This window comes from uncultured Aquimarina sp., assembly GCF_947492405.1.
Taxonomy (GTDB): domain Bacteria; phylum Bacteroidota; class Bacteroidia; order Flavobacteriales; family Flavobacteriaceae; genus Aquimarina.
Window position 1 is genome coordinate 303,680 of record NZ_CANLMP010000004.1, and the last position, 21,325, is coordinate 325,004.

A 21,325-nucleotide genomic window follows, 5' to 3' on the forward strand; every position below is an offset into this window, starting at 1 on the left:
TGCTATTCCTGATAGTCAAGTATTGTGTATTTATTTTTTTTGCTTTCTATATAATTTTTTAAAGGAATTAGATTTTTCCACAAATAACTTCCATCATACCTACAAACGTAAATTCCATCGTTTTCGAAACAGATACTAATATTTGGCATCTTACCTTTGTTATCAAGTTGTCTAAAATCCCAAAATACTTTTGTATTGAACTCGTATTTTTTATCAAAATCTTTACTTGTTTCTAATACACGTTTAATCTCTGAAATCTCTTTCTCTGTAAAATTTGCTATAATTTTATATTCAAAACCCATTTTATACCATTTATCATTAGAATTTACCGTAATAAAATGTTCCTTTTTGTGCCTCAATTTCAGGATAAAAATAAACAGTAGCCCAGCTATGCTTGATTTTTCTTCTTCATTGAAATAAAAAAATCTCCATTTTCTTTTCCAATAAATTCAAACAATAACTGGTATTAATCACTATTAGACCAGGTTAATACTCCTTTTAAAGGATCTTCAGAAAACCCTTTAAGTATTCCTAGATCACTATCTTGACTAATTTCTATATAAATCCAGGCTTCATGAGATTCTTGCAATTTTTCTAGATCTATAGTTATCATTTTATGTAAACTAAACTGTGCAAGTATTTCATTTATGACGGCTACATCCTCTAGATCAATACCTTTTATAGCACCACTTCCTTTATATTTTGCACTTTCAAAATAATCTATTAGCGCAATTTCTGGGCTTAAAAATTCTTTGGTTGCTTCTTTATAATCATTTGCTAATGGTACATAAACGCCTTCAATTTCAGGATGTAAACAGGTAGTTCCTCCTGTTTGATTCGTTATCAAAACTCCTGTTGGAAATTCTATAATAATTCCCAAACCTACGGTATCCCATATTGCAACTAAAGGTTTATTCATTTTTAAAATTCTATTTTTTATTATTGCATACGATCTTTATAAATTTCCATAAACAACTATAGTATCTGCATACCTTAGTTGGATATTAAACCATTTGATTAGATCTCTCAAAAAAGATTCTACATCAGCATCTTTGGTTTTGATTTTTGCTATTCTGTTTACAATAATTCGACTGGTTTTATTATCAAAAAAGTTACTACTGGTCGTACTAAAATGATTATCAATTATATCTCCTTTTTGGTCTTTAATTGGAAAAACGGATTTAAAAACATCCATAACAAAGTCAAAATCTTTTGTCTGAATAAACAGGCTTCTGTCTCTTGAAGTTACATATGTATCTAGATTTTCATTTTCTGCCCATAGTATGAATCCTATTTTATCAATAGTTTCTTTTGGGGTGGTCGTAAGAAAAAATAATTGTTGGTGAATCTTTTTAATGGATTTCTGGATATCAAAATTGCAGATTTGATAATACTTCTCTGCTACTATTTCATCGCATTCAGCTAGTCTACAAATAGTATTGATGTTGTTTCTATGAAATTCTTGTTCGCACATTACTATATCTCCATTATTTTCCTTCATCAATTGCATTGCAACGTCTAGAGGAATGGACAACTTTTCTCTTAGTGTTTTTATTTTTTGAAGTGCTTCTTTTTCTTTCACTATTTACGGTTTATAAAAATCAATTTGTTGAAACTTTTTCTGTTTATCAAAAACAATTTGTAAACCCATAAATGTCCATATTTCCTGATGATCAATTTGATTCCAATCTTTAGGGGTAACAACCAAAGAATATGTGTCATCCATTTTATCATGCATAATCCCCGAATTAATATTAAAATCTTTTTTTAGAGCGACTTCAACAGCTTCAATAGAATTATGTGTTTGTGTAACAATTTTTATCACATTACGAATCTCCGTAATGGCTTTGTTTTTCTTTATGACTTCTGCTTTATATAATCGTTTTTCATTCCATAGGTATAGATTAAAACCAAGAGATCCTATTAAAACAATGATCAAAGTTATTATGAAAGTTTTGCGGTTGTTGTTTTTATTCATAGATGAAAATTTCTTTGGTGTTTACTGTTTTTTATATAGTTTTTCCGTTTTTTTATTACTGAAGTGATTCAATCTCCTAATATCTTTATATCCATACTTTTATTAGAAAAATAACCCATCCATGTTTTAAACCAGATAACGGTTACTGTCTTTCGCTTATCTTTGTTAAGATCTGCTACATCAATCCAAGCATCTATTATTTTTAGCATTGTTTTTTGATGATCCATAGATAGTCTTGAATCTCTATATGGGTCAATATAGATTCCTGTTTTTTGCTTAAATTCTACAAACAGGTTTTCTAGATGAGCATATTGTTTGTCATCTAAACCAAATACATGTTCGTTGCTATCAAATCTGTGAAAATCTAACGCCATAAGGTTCTATTTTTGTTTTAGGATTATTCCCAAATTCTCAATCTGTAATTTCTAATCGTTCTTCTATATCGGTTATGGTACCGTATATATCTCCATTATCAGAAATGACTAATGTTGTATCAGCTACTGGCAATGGGATTTCTTTGATTCCGGTTAAAAATTGTTCTATTTTTTCATTATTCAGATGTAATACTTCAGGTTCACAATAAATTACGATAATTTGTTCTTCGAATTGCCTGGCTAATCTACCTCGTAAAAACCCACCATAATTGGGTTCATCCTGCAGAATATAGTCAAAGCCTTTTGGTGTATTTTTTTTATGAGCTTCTTTGGCATCAAATAATTTACCATCTGGATATATCCAAAACACAAATTCTGGATACTTATGTGTATATTCTTTTATTTCTTTTCTTCTTCCTCTGTATTTTTCTTGTAAAAACGGAAAAATAGCTGTCGCTTCTTCTCTTGTTATGGATCCAACTGTTATCATTTCACTTTTCTATACTAATCTTCTTACAACTTTTTATCCCAAATCCACAGTTCTTTGTTTCCTATATAACCACATATATAATCTAAAATCTCATCGATAAAATCATCCAAATGATCAATTCCCAAAGCTCTATATACTAGCTTAATTGCATATATGGTATTATAAGCCTGTTGTTGAGATATTCCTTTGTTTTTATATTTAACAATGCAATTTCCAGCTTCTTTTGAAGCACTATAAAATGTATCGTCGTTTATCGTTGTTTGTAGTATTTTTTGAAAATCGTTTATCAATTCCTGATAGATTAGTTCTTCTTCTAATTCTTCTTTATAAATCAATGCTATGATCTCGTTCAGATTACAAACTTCACCTTTGACAATAGGAATTTGTATAGTTGTGAATGAATTAAAAATACCTGATTTTGACAACACTACATTGACTATATCTTGAGGATTTTCTAAGGTGTTCAGCCTATACGAAGGTGCATGACCAATAAAATCAAAAAGAAAATATTCTCCTTCTATACAAGTCGTTTTGTCTAATACTGTTTCTCTTCCTTTAATAGCGATCCCTGAAGGTTCATGTATCGTCAGCGAATCATTTAGCTCCATATTTTCGGAATCAAAAACTACCCATTTCCATAATTCATTCATTGTAAAACTACAATCTTCATCATACATAGATGCTTTTGTAATTTTCTCGAAAATAGTGGCTAGGTTATACTTCATTTTTACATTCTTTATTTTGAAAAAACACTACGTATCCCGTCAAAAATTTTAAAACAGGTATCGGTATCTAATCCTTCTGGTCTACTTGCTTTCCAATGACCCATACTAGCTCTTAGCGTTTGGTTCATACTAAAGAGTTGGTACACTAACTTTTTTTCTATAGTTTTTTTGTCTGCATAATATTGTTCTATAGATTTTAATGCTTCTAAAAAAGCTGTTATTCGTTCTTCTTCCACATCTGCACTCATCCTAAAAAGTAGATCTAATCCTGTATCAGAAGTATACTCTTTGTGTATCAATTTTTTGGCTTCTTCTATGGTCATGTACCTTCTCTTTATTTAATTACTTTGCTACTTTTTCCCATTGGTACAATTCGTTTACAGGGATATCATTGAATCTTTTCATACGACCGTCACAATGTTGGTACATTCCATTTTCCATAGCTTCTATTTCGGTATCTATTTCTAAACCTGTTCCGCAGAAGGGAATCCCTAATTCTTTTCTTATAAAGGTTTCCCATTCTCCTCGATTCTTAAATTTTATTGTTTCAGACTCGAGTTTAATGGCAAGTATCGTGTCTTTTTTAAGGGAATACGTTTCTTCAAATGGTTTATAATTCATTCCTAATACTTTGATCTTAATTTTATTACCTCCCATTTTTTTAGAGCATATATTCCAAGGACTTAGTCCGTCAAAATCTGTTTGAACTTCACCAATTTTTTTATTTCCGACACTAATTTCTATAATGGCAAGAGGTATCTCAGTATGTGACTTGGCATTAATAACCTTAAAAATAGTATGTAGCATTCTATTTTCATTACTAGTAGTTTGAGCCTGTAGGGTCAATGCAAAGAATATTGTAAAAATTATATGTAATTTATTCATGTTAATCTCAAAAACATTTTTATTCTTCTGCGATTTCTTTTGTACTAATCATTTCCTTATAAATTTATAAAAAAACACTACTGTCGAAATCAGCCCGCAAAGTGCAAGAATTCCATAAACTTCTTTTGCTTGTTCGGTATAAACTACTCCATCTTCTATAGATAAAAATGTACCTTCAGTATTATAATCAAGATTTGCTCTTTGAATATACATCCAAATAAAGAAAGTGGTAACACATCCTAATATTGTTAGTATAATGTAGTGTATATATTTCATCGTAAATTATTTAATACTTAACTAAAACTTTATCCTCACCCCATCTTTCATTACTTCCTATGTAAATTAAGGTTCCTTTATCATCATAACCGAAGCTCTCAATTATTTTTCCATTCAAAATCTTTTGTACTAAATTCTCATCTTCATCATACATAAAACGCAGATCTTGATCAGAGTAGCTATATTGATGGTCAATTTGAATTCTTTCAATTCTTTTTTTGGTGTCATAATAGTAGGTTAGATATGTGTGTTCGTACTTTTTATCTCTCCAATTTTTAACCTCACTTACTTTAGTAACATTATTATCATTATTATATTCGATTACAATTTTTTTTCTACTATTTTTTATAATTTCGGACAACAAACCTTTATTGTTATACTTATATTTTAGCTTTAGTGTCTTATTATATTCTGGATTTGAATTTATTATGTCTATAGTACATTCGAACAATTTACCTTGGTTATATTTATATTTAGCGTCTCGATATACTTTTTTAGAAGATATATTTCTATTCTTTTTTTGGATTAATTGCCCGTAATTGTTGTAATTATATATAACACCTTCTTTTTCTATTAACAACCCATATTGATTGTATTTATATATGTTTTTTCCTCCAAAATGATAGTCAGAACCACCTGTATCGTCAGGACAGATTTCTTCATATCCTGTTTTTAACCCTAATTTATTATAGTAAATACGTTCAGAGCAAAGTACAATTCCCGCATCAGTATATCGTTTTTTATATAGATAGGTAGGGAATGTTTCTCCTGAAATTTCCACCTTCTCTGGAATTTCTCCATTGTAGATAATTTCTTGAACCTCCTGCGGCAATCCAAAAGGAGTCGATTTGTTATTTTTAAGACTAATTATCTTTCTTATTGCTCCTAAACTGTTATAAAAATAAATAGAGTCGTTTTGATGTTTTACGGCAATCTTATTATTTTCATAGTATACGATATTGCTACCCTGTGCATTGCTATTGAATTTAAAAAGCAATAGTAACGCAATTACAAAATTTGTTCTATGTATTATCAAACGATTCATACTTATAACTCTGATTCGTGACGAATGCCGTTTTTATCAATTCGTATATTCCATTTACAGGTTTTAAATGCGCCACTGTTGTTTGGTTCTACTGTTCCGTGTGCAATTAAATTATCTGGTTTTCCAAATTCATCTTCATCATCCATATATACTTTGATCTTCATACCTTCTTTTAGTTCAATTGTAGTACCATTAGCGTCTTTTTTGAAATCAGTTTTTGCTAACAGTATTAAATCGCATGCTATCATTTCATTAAAATCGATATATATTTTAGATTCGTTCATTTTTATTTGATTTGAAATTCATCTGTCCAACATACTATTGCTTTTTGCAATTGTATATAGTCGGTGTCATATGCAACAGCTGCGGGTAATAAACCAAGTTCTCTGGCCTCATTACTTTTATAGTAAGTTTCTAATAGATTCTTTTTATATTCAAAAAAATCTCTGATACACTGCAGTTGTTCTATAGTCAATAAAGAATAGCGTTCTTTATAATATTTTTTAGCACTTTCGTTATTACTCAATATTTCCATTAAATGAAATTCGATATGAGGTTCTGTGCATCCTTTTAGAAGCCCTTTTTCTAATAATTTTTTCTCTTCTTTTTTAAAAAAACCAATCGCAAACAGCAATAGTATTGGTAAATGGAAATGCATTCCTTTGGCATCAAAAAATGATAACGAACTACTACATTGATACAAATGAATTAATGGAATGTCTATCCAATCTTCTTTTTCATCTTTAGCTCTTAGTTTTCTGCATTCACTAACGGTCAATCTATCATCGTGCCCTTGTGCTTCCCAAAGGCCTATTCCATCTCCGAGTGTTACATTTTTAAAAGCTTCATTTATTTTTTTAATTAATGCTTCTTTTTTAGTCATTTTTATAGTTTCCTACTATTATTACTTTTGTCATTCAACCAAAGTTCTATTTCTTGAAAATTACTATTGGATACCTCACTCCCACATGCTATTCTTGTGGTTTTGCCTCCTTGTCCTTTTTGGTATTGTATCCCGAAATTATCATCCATGGTATGATAACTAATATACACCATTGGTAAATCATATCTTTCCTGATAATTTTTTCCTAACGAAAGCCCCAAGGCATTTTGAGATTGACTTGGGTAGTATCGTTCCCAAAAACCAATTTCTTTACACTTTTCGATCAATTTAAGAAGAGGTTTCAATTCTTTATGCTGTTCCTCAATCCATAGTCTACACCATGTAACCATGGTGTTCCATTGAACAAGTCTGTCCTCAGACTCCATTCCATTGATTATTTCCGTATATCGATCTCTAATATTCATTATAGTTTGCAAATGCCTCCATCAATAGTACATCACTTAATCTTAGCATCCTATAGTCAACCAATATTCGTAGCGTGGTAGTTTATATTTGTATTATAATTGATTAAATCCATATGCATCAATCATTTTATCAAGTACTGCTTCATCTTTTGTACACGTCAATATCATATCACTTATTTGGTTTTCTTTATTGAGAAAATACATGAGTATTGTTTCAGGATCCCAATAGATTCTCAATCCATTACCACGTATTATTTCTTTATAATCATTTTCTAAGGTATCTATAAAATTCTTAGATTTTTCATTACTATGGTATTCACTAATGTCCAGTGATGCAAAATATTGAAATCCACTTTTTGCCTTCGCATGAAAACTTTCATCAGACATGACACATTGAACATATAAGATCATTTCAATAAATTGATCTAAACTTAGTTCTTCACTATACCATTCAACAGTTTCATCAAAATTTTGATCGGAAGTTTGATACACTGTTTTTGAATCTGTTAAATCAACAGCCCAATACACTACAGATTGATTTTCTTGAAGAAACACCAACTTATTATCTTTCACAAATAGTGCTGCAACTTCAGCAAAATGATGAAAACCATCTGTAAATAATGCATTATTTCCTAAGGTAAGGTACAGTTCTTTGAGCGTAGCTGGGATTTTGATATTCAATCGTTTTTCTTGTTCGAAAATACTTGATTGCTTCATTCCTTCTTCTAAAAAAAGATGTCTTCCAATAATTTTTTCTGCTATTTGTTTTACACTTCTATTCATTTTTCATGAATTCAATATCCCTTATGCGTTTTATATTTAATTGTATTAATCATATTATAGTTGTTTATATAATATTGTATTACTTGGTTAAAAGTATCAAATTCGATTGGTATTTCGAATCTAGGAAGTATCAAAAAAGAAGATGGAGTGCAATACACATGTTGTCCATCAAATGTATGGGCAATTAATATGCTATTATGTATTTTATCTTTTTGCGAATCATCTTTCCATTCCCATAAATCAATATCTTCTTTAAAATTATTTTCAAAGAAATTTTTATCTGGTGTTATTATGTTCAGGTATTCAACATTTTCTGAAATGATTCCATATCCATAATGTTTGATAAACTCCAAGTATGATTTTGGTATTGGAAAATTGAGCATATTCTTTATCAAATCAATATTCGCAGTGCTTTTTTCTCCAATAATTTCAAAATTCATACTCATTTTAGTTTACTAATTTTTCAAATCTTGATAAGATATCCTTTATATCCTTAAGTGTTTCTTCTCGTTCTTCTTTCATACACATTTCAAACATAACATAGCTATCAGGAGTATTGTATATTGTTTGTAAAGCCTCATATACTGGTGTTATTTCCTCTTTATTCATTTGAAATTTCAATACTTTATTACCATACGCTTTGGTTAAATCTACTTGTCCATGTATTCCAGCTTCGACAATTATTGCTGAAAGTGCAATAATCAAATCTTCGAAATGAATATACTGTTCGAATTTTGAATTTGTAAACCTCACATTGTTGTCTGTTCTTTCATGAAGTAGATCAGGATTATCAATATACTTTTTTACATCGCTATGCGTATATATCAAATCCATAGTGAGCGTATCACTAGTTATGTTTTCTACTAGCTCTAAAAAATCCCCTCCAAAATCAGAGCCGAATGCAGTGTCTTTCCAATTTTCTATCATAGTTTTTATATACTATTCATTATTCCTTTAAATACGTTATGTTTTTTATTACAACTATGGCAATTTATATCTCCTTTAAAATATGGGATTAATGGTTTTAGCGAATTGATATTCATTATGTCAATTGGTTTTTCTAGCCAATCCAGATTGATATTAGATGTATTTACATCAATTCTTAATTTTTCCTGGTTTTTATTTGTAGTAGGATCGCTGCTATACGCGTTTAAAACATTCTCTTCATTCCATAAAAAAGTTTCTTCTTCGCAAGTAGGGCATACAAAAATATATTCGTCATTGATATTAAAGGTTTTAAATATTTCAGCTTCTTTATGTCTTTTTATGGAGACTAAAAATGCGATTAAATAAAATCTTTTGGAGTCTTCATTCAAAATTTCAGTATTGTGCGAATACTTATTTACAAGGTTTCTAAACTTTTCTATCGAATCCATAAATGCTATCTGAATTCTATTTTTTTCTTTTTCATTAAGATGATCCTCTTCAAATATTTGCTCTAACTCTGATATATTGTCTAGGTAAATTAAAACGACTCCTAGAGAAGCTAATACATCAATATTAAATTCGATATCATCAGACTCTTCAATTATCATTAATACATGAGGTACGGTGGCAAGTGTATTTTCGTATACTGATCCTTGGTGATAAATATGTTCCCATATTAATTCATCTGCAATTTTTTTATTCAAACTTTTTGAAAGTTCCTGAATGAGTGATGGTATTACTTCTGAGTTTCTATATGGACTACTTAATTTTCTCCAAATATGTAATTCATCTAATTCTATCATTGTTTATGGACTGTAAGTGTTTTACCTATTATTTTTTCCATTATTAGTTTTATTGATCTTAAGAGTTAATATCATTTTATCAATGAATTCAATGATAAACATCTATTGAATTTAATTTCTTGCAATAATCTATCGGCACTGTTCTATATTTAGGTTTTCCTTTTTCGTTTGTTTCTCCAAACCAAATCCCTAAATGTTCTGCAGGTGTATCTTTTTCTCCTACAAGAAAAACGATTACTCCTGTATCGTTACCAATTTTTACAAAATCTCCTTTATTAAGTTCATATTTCATAATAGTATCCTAAAAGATAAATACCTTCAATTATTTCATTTTTACAATTCAAAATAGCGGTCTTTCCATATCCTAAAGGGTACAAAAGGCAACCCATAAAAAATAGCTATTTCTGGTTTTTTTAGTTGGGATAGGTATTCTTTTTTTTCTAAACCGTTATCTGCTAAATTGACTTCTTTTAAATTAGGGAGTGTGTTTAACACACTGATATCAGAAATTTTATTACTATATAAGTTAAGTTGTTCTAATTTTTTAAGGTTTTTTAATCCGTCTATATTTTCTATAGTTCCATTTTCTGAAAGATCTAATACTTTTAAATTGGTAAGCTTTTCCAGGTTTTTAACTTCAGCTATATTACAGCAGCCCAGATCCAATTTTTCAAGATTTGGTACATTATCAAAACAAGTTGTATTTGTTAAATTGGACTCTCCTTGTATTCTCAAAATCTTGAGTTTATTAAGTTTTCCTATATCAATATTTGCAGTACCAGTAATATTTAAATTCTCTAAATTAGGGAATTGCTCTAAAGCATCAATTTTAGATTCTTTTGATGTTTCTAGCACTAGTGTTTTTAAAGATTTTATAGAATGTATTTCGTTTATATCAGTATCTTCATCTAATCGTAAGTACTTTAGGTTCTGTAAGGTATCTAATCTTGTGTTTTTTAAATTTCCATAAAGTGTAAAGTTTTTTAACTTTTGAAGATGTTCTATACCTATAAGTTCGATAGAAAAATAACACCAAAGTTCTAGAGTCTCTATGTTCGTTATAGTACTTACATCTATAGCTATAATATCTTCTGGTTCGGGTTCAATATCAATGAATAATCGTAATCGTTTAAGGGTTTTAAAAGCTAAAATACTTTTTGTTTCGGCAATAGAAGTTACTGTTAAGTCCAGAGATTCTAATACCGTAAATTCTTTGATGCAGGAAACGTTTTTTACCTCATCTTCATTTACTTTCAATTTTATAAGTTGATGTTTTAATGGTAAGAGTTTTTTTAAATCTATCAATCCTTTTTCGTGCGGATTGGTGTAAAATGTAATTTTTTCTAATTGTGTAAACGCTTTTAGTTGTGCCGATTCTTTTAATTCTGATTGACTGAAATACAATTCCTTTATTTGAGGCGCTATGGGTATAAAATTACTAATGGTAACATTACTATACTGAAAATCTAATTTTTCGAGCTGGGTAAAGTGTTGTAAAAACGTCATGTCATCAGGTACGTATTGATGAAATTCTAAGCTTTTGATATAATGAGCTATAGACGCTAAGTTTTGCAAGTTGACTTTTGCTTTTGGATAAGATCTTTCTTCTCCTAAGGAACAATAACTTATGGTAAATGTGCTTGATTTATCTTGAGAAAGTTGTTGATCTTTTATAACAGTACCTGAATCAATCTCTAAACGCTTTAGCTTAGAAAATTGATGAATGTGCTTAATCGTATCTATTGTACATCCATTTAGGATAATATGTTCTACATTATCTGATATTGGTAAAAACAGATCTATAGTATCAAATGTCATATCCCGCAAACAAATCCGTATAAAATTCCTATCCTGTTTTGCAGTATGAATGATATCATTTTCAGATTGCTTAATGGTCACGCCATTTAATCTTAAATCATATAGTTTTGGAAATAGATTAACTTCATAAAAATTATGAATCGTACAATTTGTAATAAAAATATGATCGATTTTTTTTGCCATAGGCTGCAATACTGCTAAATGGTCAATGGTCATATTTTTAAGGTTGATATGCTTTAAATTACCATCGTAAGCAGTTGTACAACTTTTATTAGTATACAACTCATCTATATTTCCAATAGCTACCTTATCTAAAGTAAGTTCACGTAGGATTTCAAACTTAATCAAGTCACTAATATCCTTAATCGTACAATTGATAAAGGTTAACCTAGACACTTCTTTGACCAAATGTAGAAAGAGATCCAGATTGTCAATGCTTATATTTTGAAGGGTTAATGAAGTTATTCTCTTATAATGTTCAAAATATTCATAGGTATTGGTTTGCTCTTTACCATACTCATGTTTTTCAAACTTTATATGGAGTGCTTTTTCTATGTTTTTAAGTTTGTCCATCCTATCTATTCTTCTTCCTTAAAATCACTTAACATTATATCAATTCCCTCTTCAATCCTTCTCTTTTCATCTTTGGAATATGCTTGTAGCTGTAGGGTTAATTCTTGCGCTTCTTTTAATGAAATTTTCTGGTTCACCTGAACAAATGCTACACAACCCAAAAATGAAACGCCTTTGTTTTTTAGTTCTGTGATTTTTGATGATAATGATGGTATATCACCACACTTGCATCGCTTTGCTTCTTTTTTTATTTCTTCTAATTTCATTTATCTATTGTTTTATACAGCTATTACAATTCAAAATCCTGATCTTCCCATATCCAAAAAGGCACTTTAGGTAATCCATAAAAAACTGCGATTTCAGGAATATTTAATTGTTTTAAAGCTTTTGGTTTTTCAATAAGATTGCCTGCAATATTTACCTGTTTTAAATTTGGTAGTTCATTTAATATAGTGATATCAGAGATTTTATTTTCGTATAGATTTAAATACGCTAAGTTTTTTAAGTTTGCTAAACCCTCTATGTTTTGAATTGTGTTTTCTGAAATATTCAACATTTTCAGATTGATGAGTTTATCTACCCCTTTTACCTCGGTTAGGCAGTTATTTTCTAAAGACAATTTTTCTAAGTTGGGTAAATCATCTAAAAAATCAATTTCTTTTGGAAATATGTTGGAAATATCCAGCACTTTTAAATTAGGCAAATGCCCTAAGGTGATTTTGTTAGTCCCTTTTATTGAAAGTTCTTTAAGGTTGATAAACCGTGATAATCCTGAAACTTCATATGCTTCTGTAACATCGATTTCTAATTTTGTAAGTGTATTTATTGCTGGTAACTCACTTATATTTATTGCTTCATTTATCTTTAAATACCGAAGTTTTTTAATTTCATGGATTCCTTTTGCATTACAAGAATCTTTTAGGCTTAATACTCTTAAATGCTGAAGGTTTTCAAGCCCTTTTAGGGTTACTGAACTATCGTTTTCTATATAGAGTTCTTCTATATTCTTAAGAGTTTTTAGATTAAATGTTTGTGTTTTTTTTGCTCGGATATTGATCGATAACTTTTTTAAACTAGGTAACGAGAAAACACGTTGAGCTACTTTTTTTGAAGCATATAGAATAAAAACAGACTCTAATGCTGTAAACTGTTCAATGAATTCTAAGTTTTTAATACTGCAATCAGAAAACTCCCAGAAATCGAATTTCTTTAATTGATTTTTTAAGGGAAGTAATGTTTTAAAATCTTTGAAACTTTCTTTTGAGGTATTGGCATCAATTTTTAATACTTCCAGGTTTTTAAAGTGCTGTATTTCGGATCTATTTTTAATCGTCGATTCTGAAAAATCTAAAGAACTAATTTGTGCTGCTACAGGCAAAAAGTGACGTAATCTTGCTGTAACTCGATCGAATTTTAGTGCTGTCAATACTTCAAAATTTGTAAGATATGATAGATTAGATATCGCATCGTTTTTAAAAGTGATTGTTTCTATACTAGTAGCTATAGCAGCTAATTTTTGTATATCAAAATCTATTGCTTTTACATCATCTTCGTTTGTCGAAATGATACACTCTTTAAGCCGAAATAATGCTATATTTTCTTTTTCTAATGCTACATCATTAATTACGGTTGAGGCATCTATTTCAAATTCTTGTAAACCAGCAAATTCAGTTAATTTTCTGATACTACCAATAGTACAACCATTGAGTGTAATCCCATGCAAACCTTTTGATATTGGAATAAAATAATCAATATCCTCGAACTCCATGTTGAAAAGAGATAACCACGTGAAATTTCTTTCAGAATCTGCCTCATAAATTACATCCTCATCAGATTGTTTGATAACTACACCATCAAGTCGTAAATCATAGAGTTTGGGAAACAAATTCACCTCATAAAAATTATGAATGGTACAATTGGTAATAAACACATGATCCAAATTTTTAGCCATAGGTTGTAAAACACCTAAATGCTTAATGTTCATGTTTTCCAAGTTTACGTGCATTAAATTTCCATTATAGGCAGTATTACAACTTTTGTTTTCGATAGTTAACTCCTCAACATTAGTAATGGTAACATTGTTTAATGTTAAGTTTCCCAAGTTTTCGAAGTTATATAGACTGCAAATACTACCAATGGTACAGTTAATTAATTTTAAGGTGTGTAGGTACATAGAAAATGGTAATAAAACATGGATGTTTTTAATAGTTACATTTTCTCATATAAGTTCTCTTATGTTTGGACTGTTTGACCAAGTATTATATGTATTCACTTGATCTTCTTTTTTGTAATCGTACTTTTCTAGTGTTACACCTAGTAATTCTTCTATTTGTAGTATTTGATCTTCCATATTGGTTTTAGATAAGTACCATTACTTTTATAATTCAATCTTGAAATAGTGTTTCTTCAAAATATTTCATATTCCTTCAATCGGGTTAGTCCTTTAATCCCACACTATTATATTGATAAATTCATTTTCACTTTTAGCAATCTGTTCTTCTTTTTTGGTATTTGGATCTAACTTAAAAACATAGCCTCCAGAATGTCTAAGGAAAAAATGTCCGTTTTCGTCTACTGCTACTAGATAAGATTCTTTTCCTTTATACCAATCTGCCTGAAAAGGACGTCTGTCTTCTGTACGTATCAAACAAATCAGTTTATATACTTGCTCGTTATGATGTATGGTTCTTATGAGTCCTAAATTATTGATAGTTTTTTCTAGTAGATTCATTGATTTAATTTTCATTATTTAATATGGTTATCTACGTTTGGAGATGGGTTTTCTTAGGTCAGTTTTAATTCACTTGGAATTAATAACCAAGAAATCCCATCACTTTCTTGTTTCACATGCCAGACAACAATTCCTTTCGTTTTTTTCCAATATAAAGTCTTGCCATCCTGATCTTTTAGCATAAAAGGCGGCACCCAGATTAATTCGATATTGCCATCTCCTGCCCAACCAGATTTTAGAAACCTTTCTTTGGCAATCGCAATATATTCATCAGCATTTTTCAAACACTCTCTGGGGTTTAACGTAAAATGCAGATTGTCTATGTATTCATACATCAACAATTCGAAATCCCTTAAAGATTCTGGTGAATAGTCAATAATTTCAGATTTTTTAATTGTATAGGCCATGTATCATTTGATCGATTGGTTAAGTTATTGGTTCGTTTTAGTTTTTCTACTCATTTTGTTTTGTAAAAACTATTGTCTCATCGACTTTAGAGATTAAAAAAATTATCTTTTTTGGTTTCCGGTGCTCCGTTGGTTTTTTCCATTCACCAGAATACGAAACAGTATCAACTGAAATGATAATTTTTTCTTTGTCAAGGAATTCATATTTCCCGATTACTGTTGTAAAATTATCATTCCCGCAAGGTGCAACATAACTACTATTAAAAACCATTTCATCTCCAAAACTAGTCAAATTACCAGCAAATTTTCTTTCAATAAACTTTGTTAAATTGTATTGTTTAATGTTAGGATCTAACCCTAATATATTGTCAGTTATCCAAGCTCCGTTTTCTAGTTCAGTCTTATACATATTTTTCATTTCTTGAGCTTTTCCATGAGAGCTAAAAAACAAGATTGTAATAGTCAGTATCGTAAGATTTAATACTATTTTTTTAGTCATAACATTTTATATTTTACGTTCATTTTATACCTTAAACCACTATTATTTATACTATGTCAGTTACAGTATTTTTCTAAATAGTTTTCAAACTCCAATTCATATTCCCTTCTGGAAAATCTCAGTTCCTTTATTGGTTGTATTCCTCTGTTTTCAATCTCTTTATCATATTCAAAATCATCATTCTCATAGGTGATCTCCTTCCAGGTTATCAAATCATCTTGTTTATCTAAAATAAATGAAATAACACCACAATAATCACTACCACAATGACATCTATACAATACAATTCGGTTTGTTGCGAATTGATTAGACGGCTGTTTATTTCCTAAAAACTGAGCAACAGTATTTTTGTTAATTTTTGTTCTATCATAATTTGGAAACTTAGATGTATCAACTTCCAATATATCTAAATCAAAATCAGAATAAGCCAAATCAAAACGACCAATATGTAACCATTCGGTTAGTGCTTTCCCGTCTATAAAAAAGTCGAAACTTATTTTTTTATCCTCCTTTTTTACTTCTCTTATCTCAAAATGATTTTTCATTCGTGTTTATTGGGTCTAACGTTTATCTTGGTTGGCTTATTTTTTAATAATTTCCTCCTCCGGAATCAATTACCACTCCGTCTTCGGAGAATTTAATGCTTAAATATTCCATAGGAGAACCTTTAGGAAGATTATAAAATAAATCAAAATCTTTATTTATATGAAAACTCACAATACTGACTTTAATTTCCTCAAGTTCTCTCTCAGTTGGATTATATAGTTCTTTTAATTTTTTCTTTGCTTTTCTATCAAAAGTTGTAATTTCAAGTAGCGTTGAATGAATATAAGTATGGAGGCTTTTGGCTTCGTTTTCATCGATTGAATTAATTTCGATTGTTATTGTGTAGCTCTTAATTTTAAATTCCTTTAAACTACTAAAACAACGCAAATTGCTTAAGTACTTCATTTTTCCTATTTCATCTATTTTGTAGAAATCATTCATATTTTTTGCAATTAAATACAACTAGTTACTTACAGTTTCTTCATTCTTTTTATTCATCTTATCTGATGATCTAGTAATATTTAAACACTACTATATTAAAAATATATGTTTTACAAATCTATAGTCAATCCATATTCGTAGCGTAGTAATTCATATTCGTTAGTTTACTACAAATAATTTATCAAATCTGTAAAAACAGTTGTTTCATTTTCAAATTTACATTCACAATCTCCAATACTTTTCCTGATCCCATTTTATGTTTTCCTTCATAAAACTCAAAACACATATTTTCATAGAGTTTATGTGCAAAATGATCTTTGCTCAACATTGAAATTTCTGCCAACACAGTTTCTCCCGGTTCAACTTTTTGCTGGCCTATATACGTTTGCTTTCCAGAAGTTATATATTCTGGATATTCATCAAACTCTATATGTAGTCATGAACAGTTAATGTTTTTAAGTTTGAGTCCATTTTATGATTTCATTATCATTGTTAAATTCAATAATCCATTCAACTTCGATAGGTTTATCTTTGTAGGAAGCGATAATTTTTATTGAGTAGGTGTTTTCAGCTATTTTCTCTATACTTTCTAAAGAATTAAACGCATCAAATGTTCCGTATTCCTTGTTAGTTCTGTAATCATAGTAAAAATTTAAAAAATCATTTTGCGTTTTAAATTCTTCCTTCATTAAAAAAATATTTTCCTTAGCTATAAAACTCATTAGTTTATAAACTTCTAAATTATTATTCCAATATTCATCAATAATTTTAATTAAAGAACTCAAAAATAAATCAAGTATGACTTTTTGATGAATATTATTATTCAATGTATGTTCTTTTTGATCTTGAAAGAACTCAAATTCGTTTGCATCAAAAGAACAATCTATTAATGAAGGAATAAATGGTTTTACATCAAAATTATATTCTTTGCTGTTGTCATCTTTAAAATATTTAGTGTATCCCACTTCTTCTATGTCTAAAACATAATTATCTATATCATCATTGTTATTATATAATCTATCTGCATTATTAGAATAAAAATTACAATTATCAAAGTATAGCTCACTAAATTGAGTATCTATTAAAAAATAGGTATCCAAAGTATTATTTTCATAAATATCGCAATTTAAAAAACTAACGTTTTTAGAATTAATAGCTGAAATAGCATTAAAAGCATTGTTGTAAATCGAAGTCTTTTCTAAGGTTACTTTATTAGCTCCTATTAAGTAAAGTCCAATTCCTCCACTACCATTTAAACTACTTTCTTTTAATGTAATATCATCAGAGAAATAAAAAGACAACACATTGCCAGTACAGGTTGGATAAGTATGGAATATTGATATTTTCTCAAGAGAGATATTATTACAATTGCGAAATGTTAAAATATCATCATACTCATTATGCGAAATGATATTTAAATTATTTTTCGATCTTATCTTTAGATTACTATAGCCATATAAAACCAATCCCTCTCCAGCTTGAACGACAAAAGTTTTCATTTCGTTACTAGCAAATAACTTTGATTTATTAGTAGCTAGTTCAAAATTTTTAACTCCATGATTTTTTGATAATTTATAAGACGTAAAGTCTAATGTATCTATTTCTACAATTATTTCTGTATCATTATCAAGCGCTTGAAAAAAACTTTCAATATTATTTACTGTTCTAATTTTTCTCTCTTGCGAAAAAGCATTTAAACTACTTATTAGGAGAATTAAAAGAAGGTATTTTGATGAAGGTTTAATCATTTTTAATTATTTACAACTTGTTTGTATAAGTACATTTATTCCTTTGATACATCGAATTTGATAGTATACGAATAATAACACTCTGCTATATTAAATATAATTGTTTTATAAATATATAGTCAATCCATATTCGTAGCGCAGTAATCTATATTCGTTAGTTTACTACAAATAACTTATTCAAATCTGCGAAAAAAGACTATTTCATTTTCAAACGTACATTCACAATCTCCAATACTTTTCCTGATCCTATTTTATGTTTTCCTTCATAAAACTCAAAACACATATTTTCATAGAGTTTATGTGTAAAATGATCTTTGCTCAACATTGAAATTTCTGCCAACACAGTTTCTCCTGGAGCAACGGTTTCTTGCCCTAAATACGTTTGCTGCCCAGAAGTTAGATATTCTGGATATTCTTCGAATTCTATATGTGGTCGATAACCTGATGTTACAGGGTTTTTTCTACCTCCTTGTTCGGTGTTTAAAAATTGTAGTTCTGCTATAAAATCAGTTGAAGTAAATTTGTTTTTCATAAAACACTTTTTGGTCTTTTTAAATAGTATTCAAACCATTCTGGCCTACACCATAATCCACTCATTTCCTGACATAATTCAATTTTATTATTGGTGAATAACAGCTCCAGTTCAAGTGTAAAATTACTGCCAACAAGCTTCCAATTTGTTTCTGGAAGCAATAAAGCATAGTGGTTCTCTGATTGCCCATGTTGTGGAATACATATTTGAGTTTCTCTCCAATTAATGGTTTCTAGAATATCTACATATTCAATGTTTTGAACCCTATTCTTTTTAAGTTCGTTGAAGTACACTTTTTCTAATTCTGTACGTACATTTATTTTGTTTGAATTGGGAAGGGACTTAAACTTTTCTAGTACATTTGTCTGAATTGGTGTGAACCATTTTTGTTCATTTTCTAAATCTATCCAAATATCCAATAGACGTTCTAGCCAAGGAATATCTACTTTGGATACAGAATTTAAATAATCCCCTTCATCATTAATTTTCCAATTTTTTAGATCCATTACAAATATTTTTATTTCCAAACCCTTACCTCTGCACTACACCAACCTGTTACAATATCGAGTATATCGTACACTCTATCTTGTAAGGTTTCGTTGTCGGATAGTTCTGAAGCTAATTCTTCTAACAATTTTTTAGCTACCTCTTTAGTGCCTCCGGACTTTTTAAAATCAAGAAGTATCTCTCGATCTTTATGTATATAGCAGTTTCCTTTTTCAATATATTGCTGTACTACTGCTATAAATTTATTTTTTGTCATTTTTAATTCTAAATGAAATGTGTTTCAGCTCAAATACTTGAAAAGCATAAATCGTCCAATCTTTGCCTGTTACCTCCCATCCATAAGCGTCTAATTGATCGGTTACTTCGTCCAATAACTCTCCAATAACAAAACTGTTTACCAGATCTTCAAACTCTGTGATTTTTTGAATCAAATTCTTATCAAATGTATGAGACACAATAATGCCTTGCACCAAATTATCCTCAAAACTTTCTACAAGCACTTCGGCTTTATGCTCGTTGTTTTTATCTACGAGTAGTAGTTTCATTAGCAGTAATTCTTTATTTCTATACGTAATTTCAGAAGATTATTTGTTACATAATCTACCTATATAGGACTTCAGATTTTCCTGAATTTCTGGGTGTTGCTCTTCTATTATAAAACCATCATCTCCTTTTAATTGTAATTGCACTCCTTCTTTTGAAATGTCACAGTTGTATATATAAGTTTGATAATATTCTTCTGATAACTTTTCATTTATATACATTTCAACTTTAAATGTTACCTCTTTTGCATTACTTTTCGATACAATTTTATTTTCAGAATAAGTCATAGCACATCCAGATCCACAAGATATCACGAACGAATTATTATTCTTATCGGCAGTATTAGCCGATATGCTGTTGCTCATCTTTTCTGAATTAAGTACTATTATTTGATCTTCATCATATTTAAATGTGTCTATTTTGGTATAACTTGATACGCCATTTTCTCGCATATTAATTACTGTAACCTCATAGTTAATCAATATCGTTTGTTCTTTTGTATTGGTTTCCATCGATATTGCATTAAATGTTGATTGTACAGTAGAGGTATTGGGTATCGTGCGACACCTTTTAAGTTTTTTTAGGGCTGCCGTATCTTTTGAAAACGATTTTTTCAAAAAATTTAAGTGTTTATCAGAGCATTGATATCCTAAATCTAAATATGACAATAGCATACATGTAAGATTGCTTCTATTTCCATTTGGTTTTCCATCCCATTCGCATTCGTTTCCTATAAACGTAGCTACATAACCCAAAGCTGCTCTTTCGGGTTTAGAGATGCTTTTTTGATAGTCTTTGTTAAGCACAATAGTATTGACATCTGTTTTTAAACTTTCATCATAAATTGTTTCTCGCCATAACACTTTTATATTTTTATCGGTGGGTTTTGTGGAGCTGATTTTTTTGAATGAAACTAAATAAGGTTTAACGTATGAAATTTCAGGATCTCCTGCTTCTTCTAAACGTTTCATTCCCCAATTGATTTCTATTTTATCTCCTTTAACTAATTCGTTTATAGGAATATCGACGGAATACATTATTTGTACAGTATCTTTATTTTTTTGAGCTAAAAAGTACCAATAATCATAGTTATCATCAAAGCTTATAAAATTTACGGTATCTGTATATATTTTACCGAATTCTATTTTTTCATTAAGTCTTAATACACTGCTCAATTTACTTGGAGTAGGTGTTTTTTTCTCTGATTTAGATTGTACAGTATCTTCATTTCTATTCCCTATCTCAAGCTTAGAGTCGCTTTCTGTTTTGTTTGGTGTTACTGGCTTGTCTTTACAAGCATTTGTGCAAACACATAGTAAAATGGCAAGTAATACAAGTGACCAGGTTTTATTTTTCATATTTTTTGTTTTCATCTTTAAATAGCCG

34 protein-coding genes are annotated in these 21,325 nt (G+C 29.3%); all 34 read right to left on the reverse strand.

The features are described 5' to 3' along the window. Positions 1-2: 2 nt before the first annotated feature. Positions 3-359 (reverse strand): hypothetical protein, encoded by a 357-nt coding sequence (locus Q0829_RS15930; protein ID WP_298544937.1) that lies wholly within the window; start codon positions 357-359, stop codon positions 3-5. Between the two features lie 107 nt (positions 360-466). Beyond that, the gene (locus Q0829_RS15935) at positions 467-919 is read right to left on the reverse strand and encodes a DUF6210 family protein (protein WP_298544939.1); all 453 of its coding nucleotides are present in this window, start codon (positions 917-919) and stop codon (positions 467-469) included. A 36-nt stretch (positions 920-955) separates the two neighbouring features. Continuing rightward, the gene (locus tag Q0829_RS15940; protein ID WP_298544942.1) at positions 956-1,582 is read right to left on the reverse strand and encodes a hypothetical protein; all 627 of its coding nucleotides are present in this window, start codon (positions 1,580-1,582) and stop codon (positions 956-958) included. Positions 1,583-1,585: 3 nt separating this feature from the next. Beyond that, positions 1,586-1,978, reverse strand: coding sequence for a hypothetical protein (locus Q0829_RS15945; protein WP_298544945.1), 393 nt, complete (start codon positions 1,976-1,978; stop codon positions 1,586-1,588). A gap of 68 nt (positions 1,979-2,046) precedes the next feature. Next, entirely contained in the window at positions 2,047-2,352 is a 306-nt protein-coding gene (locus tag Q0829_RS15950) for a hypothetical protein (protein ID WP_298544948.1), read from the reverse strand. Positions 2,353-2,389: 37 nt separating this feature from the next. Beyond that, complete coding sequence (locus tag Q0829_RS15955) at positions 2,390-2,842, reverse strand: hypothetical protein (RefSeq protein ID WP_298544950.1); 453 nt, start codon at positions 2,840-2,842, stop codon at positions 2,390-2,392. A 23-nt stretch (positions 2,843-2,865) separates the two neighbouring features. Continuing rightward, positions 2,866-3,567, reverse strand: coding sequence for a hypothetical protein (locus Q0829_RS15960; protein WP_298544952.1), 702 nt, complete (start codon positions 3,565-3,567; stop codon positions 2,866-2,868). An 11-nt stretch (positions 3,568-3,578) separates the two neighbouring features. Continuing rightward, positions 3,579-3,890 carry a hypothetical protein gene (locus Q0829_RS15965; protein WP_298544955.1) on the reverse strand — a complete coding sequence of 104 codons (312 nt, stop codon included), beginning with the start codon at positions 3,888-3,890 and terminating at the stop codon, positions 3,579-3,581. A 19-nt stretch (positions 3,891-3,909) separates the two neighbouring features. Continuing rightward, complete coding sequence (locus tag Q0829_RS15970; protein WP_298544958.1) at positions 3,910-4,452, reverse strand: hypothetical protein; 543 nt, start codon at positions 4,450-4,452, stop codon at positions 3,910-3,912. A gap of 48 nt (positions 4,453-4,500) precedes the next feature. Next, positions 4,501-4,728 carry a hypothetical protein gene (locus Q0829_RS15975; RefSeq protein ID WP_298544959.1) on the reverse strand — a complete coding sequence of 76 codons (228 nt, stop codon included), beginning with the start codon at positions 4,726-4,728 and terminating at the stop codon, positions 4,501-4,503. A 10-nt stretch (positions 4,729-4,738) separates the two neighbouring features. Further along, the gene (locus Q0829_RS15980) at positions 4,739-5,773 is read right to left on the reverse strand and encodes a hypothetical protein (RefSeq protein WP_298544961.1); all 1,035 of its coding nucleotides are present in this window, start codon (positions 5,771-5,773) and stop codon (positions 4,739-4,741) included. Between the two features lie 2 nt (positions 5,774-5,775). Then, the gene (locus Q0829_RS15985) at positions 5,776-6,057 is read right to left on the reverse strand and encodes a hypothetical protein (RefSeq protein WP_298544963.1); all 282 of its coding nucleotides are present in this window, start codon (positions 6,055-6,057) and stop codon (positions 5,776-5,778) included. Between the two features lie 2 nt (positions 6,058-6,059). Then, on the reverse strand, positions 6,060-6,656 hold the full coding sequence (locus Q0829_RS15990) for a DUF6714 family protein (RefSeq protein ID WP_298544966.1): 597 nt from the start codon (positions 6,654-6,656) through the stop codon (positions 6,060-6,062). A gap of 2 nt (positions 6,657-6,658) precedes the next feature. After that, positions 6,659-7,081: a hypothetical protein gene (locus Q0829_RS15995; RefSeq protein ID WP_298544967.1), complete on the reverse strand. Its 423-nt coding sequence runs from the start codon at positions 7,079-7,081 to the stop codon at positions 6,659-6,661. A 93-nt stretch (positions 7,082-7,174) separates the two neighbouring features. Then, on the reverse strand, positions 7,175-7,864 hold the full coding sequence (locus Q0829_RS16000; protein WP_298544968.1) for a hypothetical protein: 690 nt from the start codon (positions 7,862-7,864) through the stop codon (positions 7,175-7,177). 11 nt (positions 7,865-7,875) lie between these two features. Then, positions 7,876-8,304, reverse strand: coding sequence for a hypothetical protein (locus Q0829_RS16005; RefSeq protein ID WP_298544969.1), 429 nt, complete (start codon positions 8,302-8,304; stop codon positions 7,876-7,878). Between the two features lie 7 nt (positions 8,305-8,311). After that, positions 8,312-8,791, reverse strand: a complete 480-nt coding sequence (locus Q0829_RS16010; RefSeq protein WP_298544970.1) for an imm68 putative immunity domain-containing protein — start codon at positions 8,789-8,791, stop codon at positions 8,312-8,314. Positions 8,792-8,796: 5 nt separating this feature from the next. Then, positions 8,797-9,594: a hypothetical protein gene (locus Q0829_RS16015; RefSeq protein WP_298544971.1), complete on the reverse strand. Its 798-nt coding sequence runs from the start codon at positions 9,592-9,594 to the stop codon at positions 8,797-8,799. Positions 9,595-9,682: 88 nt separating this feature from the next. Beyond that, a complete protein-coding gene (locus tag Q0829_RS16020) occupies positions 9,683-9,886 on the reverse strand; it encodes a hypothetical protein (RefSeq protein WP_298544972.1) in 204 nt (67 codons plus the stop codon). Positions 9,887-9,927: 41 nt separating this feature from the next. Then, on the reverse strand, positions 9,928-11,985 hold the full coding sequence (locus Q0829_RS16025; RefSeq protein ID WP_298544973.1) for a leucine-rich repeat domain-containing protein: 2,058 nt from the start codon (positions 11,983-11,985) through the stop codon (positions 9,928-9,930). 5 nt (positions 11,986-11,990) lie between these two features. After that, positions 11,991-12,251 carry a hypothetical protein gene (locus tag Q0829_RS16030; RefSeq protein ID WP_298544974.1) on the reverse strand — a complete coding sequence of 87 codons (261 nt, stop codon included), beginning with the start codon at positions 12,249-12,251 and terminating at the stop codon, positions 11,991-11,993. Between the two features lie 23 nt (positions 12,252-12,274). Then, the gene (locus Q0829_RS16035; RefSeq protein WP_298544975.1) at positions 12,275-14,086 is read right to left on the reverse strand and encodes a leucine-rich repeat domain-containing protein; all 1,812 of its coding nucleotides are present in this window, start codon (positions 14,084-14,086) and stop codon (positions 12,275-12,277) included. A gap of 117 nt (positions 14,087-14,203) precedes the next feature. Then, positions 14,204-14,335, reverse strand: a complete 132-nt coding sequence (locus Q0829_RS16040; protein ID WP_298544976.1) for a hypothetical protein — start codon at positions 14,333-14,335, stop codon at positions 14,204-14,206. A 93-nt stretch (positions 14,336-14,428) separates the two neighbouring features. Continuing rightward, positions 14,429-14,716, reverse strand: a complete 288-nt coding sequence (locus Q0829_RS16045; RefSeq protein WP_298544978.1) for a hypothetical protein — start codon at positions 14,714-14,716, stop codon at positions 14,429-14,431. Positions 14,717-14,769: 53 nt separating this feature from the next. Continuing rightward, a complete protein-coding gene (locus Q0829_RS16050) occupies positions 14,770-15,123 on the reverse strand; it encodes a hypothetical protein (protein WP_298544980.1) in 354 nt (117 codons plus the stop codon). 46 nt (positions 15,124-15,169) lie between these two features. Further along, positions 15,170-15,622, reverse strand: coding sequence for a hypothetical protein (locus Q0829_RS16055; RefSeq protein ID WP_298544982.1), 453 nt, complete (start codon positions 15,620-15,622; stop codon positions 15,170-15,172). Positions 15,623-15,678: 56 nt separating this feature from the next. Then, positions 15,679-16,167, reverse strand: a complete 489-nt coding sequence (locus Q0829_RS16060; protein ID WP_298544984.1) for a hypothetical protein — start codon at positions 16,165-16,167, stop codon at positions 15,679-15,681. A gap of 43 nt (positions 16,168-16,210) precedes the next feature. Then, positions 16,211-16,609 carry a hypothetical protein gene (locus Q0829_RS16065; RefSeq protein ID WP_298544986.1) on the reverse strand — a complete coding sequence of 133 codons (399 nt, stop codon included), beginning with the start codon at positions 16,607-16,609 and terminating at the stop codon, positions 16,211-16,213. A 455-nt stretch (positions 16,610-17,064) separates the two neighbouring features. Next, positions 17,065-18,357, reverse strand: coding sequence for a right-handed parallel beta-helix repeat-containing protein (locus Q0829_RS16070; RefSeq protein WP_298544988.1), 1,293 nt, complete (start codon positions 18,355-18,357; stop codon positions 17,065-17,067). A 196-nt stretch (positions 18,358-18,553) separates the two neighbouring features. Continuing rightward, complete coding sequence (locus Q0829_RS16075) at positions 18,554-18,889, reverse strand: hypothetical protein (RefSeq protein WP_298544990.1); 336 nt, start codon at positions 18,887-18,889, stop codon at positions 18,554-18,556. After that, positions 18,886-19,395 carry a hypothetical protein gene (locus Q0829_RS16080; RefSeq protein WP_298544992.1) on the reverse strand — a complete coding sequence of 170 codons (510 nt, stop codon included), beginning with the start codon at positions 19,393-19,395 and terminating at the stop codon, positions 18,886-18,888. Before Q0829_RS16080 ends, Q0829_RS16075 begins: the two co-directional genes overlap by 4 nt. 11 nt (positions 19,396-19,406) lie before the next feature. Further along, on the reverse strand, positions 19,407-19,652 hold the full coding sequence (locus Q0829_RS16085; RefSeq protein WP_298544994.1) for a hypothetical protein: 246 nt from the start codon (positions 19,650-19,652) through the stop codon (positions 19,407-19,409). Further along, on the reverse strand, positions 19,639-19,941 hold the full coding sequence (locus tag Q0829_RS16090; protein ID WP_298544996.1) for a hypothetical protein: 303 nt from the start codon (positions 19,939-19,941) through the stop codon (positions 19,639-19,641). Before Q0829_RS16090 ends, Q0829_RS16085 begins: the two co-directional genes overlap by 14 nt. Positions 19,942-19,980: 39 nt before the next feature. Further along, complete coding sequence (locus Q0829_RS16095; protein WP_298544998.1) at positions 19,981-21,297, reverse strand: hypothetical protein; 1,317 nt, start codon at positions 21,295-21,297, stop codon at positions 19,981-19,983. Between the last annotated feature and the right edge of the window lie 28 nt (positions 21,298-21,325).

Coding starts and splice junctions, on each gene's coding strand:
- Q0829_RS15965 (WP_298544955.1), bottom strand. CDS start 3,890: ATGACCATAGAAGAAGCCAAAAAATTGATACACAAAGAGTATACTTCT.
- Q0829_RS16040 (WP_298544976.1), bottom strand. CDS start 14,335: ATGGAAGATCAAATACTACAAATAGAAGAATTACTAGGTGTAACACTA.
- Q0829_RS16045 (WP_298544978.1), bottom strand. CDS start 14,716: ATGAATCTACTAGAAAAAACTATCAATAATTTAGGACTCATAAGAACC.
- Q0829_RS16090 (WP_298544996.1), bottom strand. CDS start 19,941: ATGAAACTACTACTCGTAGATAAAAACAACGAGCATAAAGCCGAAGTG.
- Q0829_RS15970 (WP_298544958.1), bottom strand. CDS start 4,452: ATGAATAAATTACATATAATTTTTACAATATTCTTTGCATTGACCCTA.
- Q0829_RS16000 (WP_298544968.1), bottom strand. CDS start 7,864: ATGAATAGAAGTGTAAAACAAATAGCAGAAAAAATTATTGGAAGACAT.
- Q0829_RS15985 (WP_298544963.1), bottom strand. CDS start 6,057: ATGAACGAATCTAAAATATATATCGATTTTAATGAAATGATAGCATGC.
- Q0829_RS15955 (WP_298544950.1), bottom strand. CDS start 2,842: ATGATAACAGTTGGATCCATAACAAGAGAAGAAGCGACAGCTATTTTT.
- Q0829_RS16020 (WP_298544972.1), bottom strand. CDS start 9,886: ATGAAATATGAACTTAATAAAGGAGATTTTGTAAAAATTGGTAACGAT.
- Q0829_RS15935 (WP_298544939.1), bottom strand. CDS start 919: ATGAATAAACCTTTAGTTGCAATATGGGATACCGTAGGTTTGGGAATT.
- Q0829_RS16075 (WP_298544990.1), bottom strand. CDS start 18,889: ATGAAAAACAAATTTACTTCAACTGATTTTATAGCAGAACTACAATTT.
- Q0829_RS16055 (WP_298544982.1), bottom strand. CDS start 15,622: ATGACTAAAAAAATAGTATTAAATCTTACGATACTGACTATTACAATC.
- Q0829_RS16015 (WP_298544971.1), bottom strand. CDS start 9,594: ATGATAGAATTAGATGAATTACATATTTGGAGAAAATTAAGTAGTCCA.
- Q0829_RS16030 (WP_298544974.1), bottom strand. CDS start 12,251: ATGAAATTAGAAGAAATAAAAAAAGAAGCAAAGCGATGCAAGTGTGGT.
- Q0829_RS16095 (WP_298544998.1), bottom strand. CDS start 21,297: ATGAAAAATAAAACCTGGTCACTTGTATTACTTGCCATTTTACTATGT.
- Q0829_RS16025 (WP_298544973.1), bottom strand. CDS start 11,985: ATGGACAAACTTAAAAACATAGAAAAAGCACTCCATATAAAGTTTGAA.
- Q0829_RS15960 (WP_298544952.1), bottom strand. CDS start 3,567: ATGAAGTATAACCTAGCCACTATTTTCGAGAAAATTACAAAAGCATCT.
- Q0829_RS15950 (WP_298544948.1), bottom strand. CDS start 2,352: ATGGCGTTAGATTTTCACAGATTTGATAGCAACGAACATGTATTTGGT.
- Q0829_RS16085 (WP_298544994.1), bottom strand. CDS start 19,652: ATGACAAAAAATAAATTTATAGCAGTAGTACAGCAATATATTGAAAAA.
- Q0829_RS15945 (WP_298544945.1), bottom strand. CDS start 1,978: ATGAATAAAAACAACAACCGCAAAACTTTCATAATAACTTTGATCATT.
- Q0829_RS16065 (WP_298544986.1), bottom strand. CDS start 16,609: ATGAATGATTTCTACAAAATAGATGAAATAGGAAAAATGAAGTACTTA.
- Q0829_RS16080 (WP_298544992.1), bottom strand. CDS start 19,395: ATGGATCTAAAAAATTGGAAAATTAATGATGAAGGGGATTATTTAAAT.
- Q0829_RS16050 (WP_298544980.1), bottom strand. CDS start 15,123: ATGGCCTATACAATTAAAAAATCTGAAATTATTGACTATTCACCAGAA.
- Q0829_RS15990 (WP_298544966.1), bottom strand. CDS start 6,656: ATGACTAAAAAAGAAGCATTAATTAAAAAAATAAATGAAGCTTTTAAA.
- Q0829_RS15980 (WP_298544961.1), bottom strand. CDS start 5,773: ATGAATCGTTTGATAATACATAGAACAAATTTTGTAATTGCGTTACTA.
- Q0829_RS15995 (WP_298544967.1), bottom strand. CDS start 7,081: ATGAATATTAGAGATCGATATACGGAAATAATCAATGGAATGGAGTCT.
- Q0829_RS16010 (WP_298544970.1), bottom strand. CDS start 8,791: ATGATAGAAAATTGGAAAGACACTGCATTCGGCTCTGATTTTGGAGGG.
- Q0829_RS16070 (WP_298544988.1), bottom strand. CDS start 18,357: ATGATTAAACCTTCATCAAAATACCTTCTTTTAATTCTCCTAATAAGT.
- Q0829_RS16005 (WP_298544969.1), bottom strand. CDS start 8,304: ATGAATTTTGAAATTATTGGAGAAAAAAGCACTGCGAATATTGATTTG.
- Q0829_RS16060 (WP_298544984.1), bottom strand. CDS start 16,167: ATGAAAAATCATTTTGAGATAAGAGAAGTAAAAAAGGAGGATAAAAAA.
- Q0829_RS15975 (WP_298544959.1), bottom strand. CDS start 4,728: ATGAAATATATACACTACATTATACTAACAATATTAGGATGTGTTACC.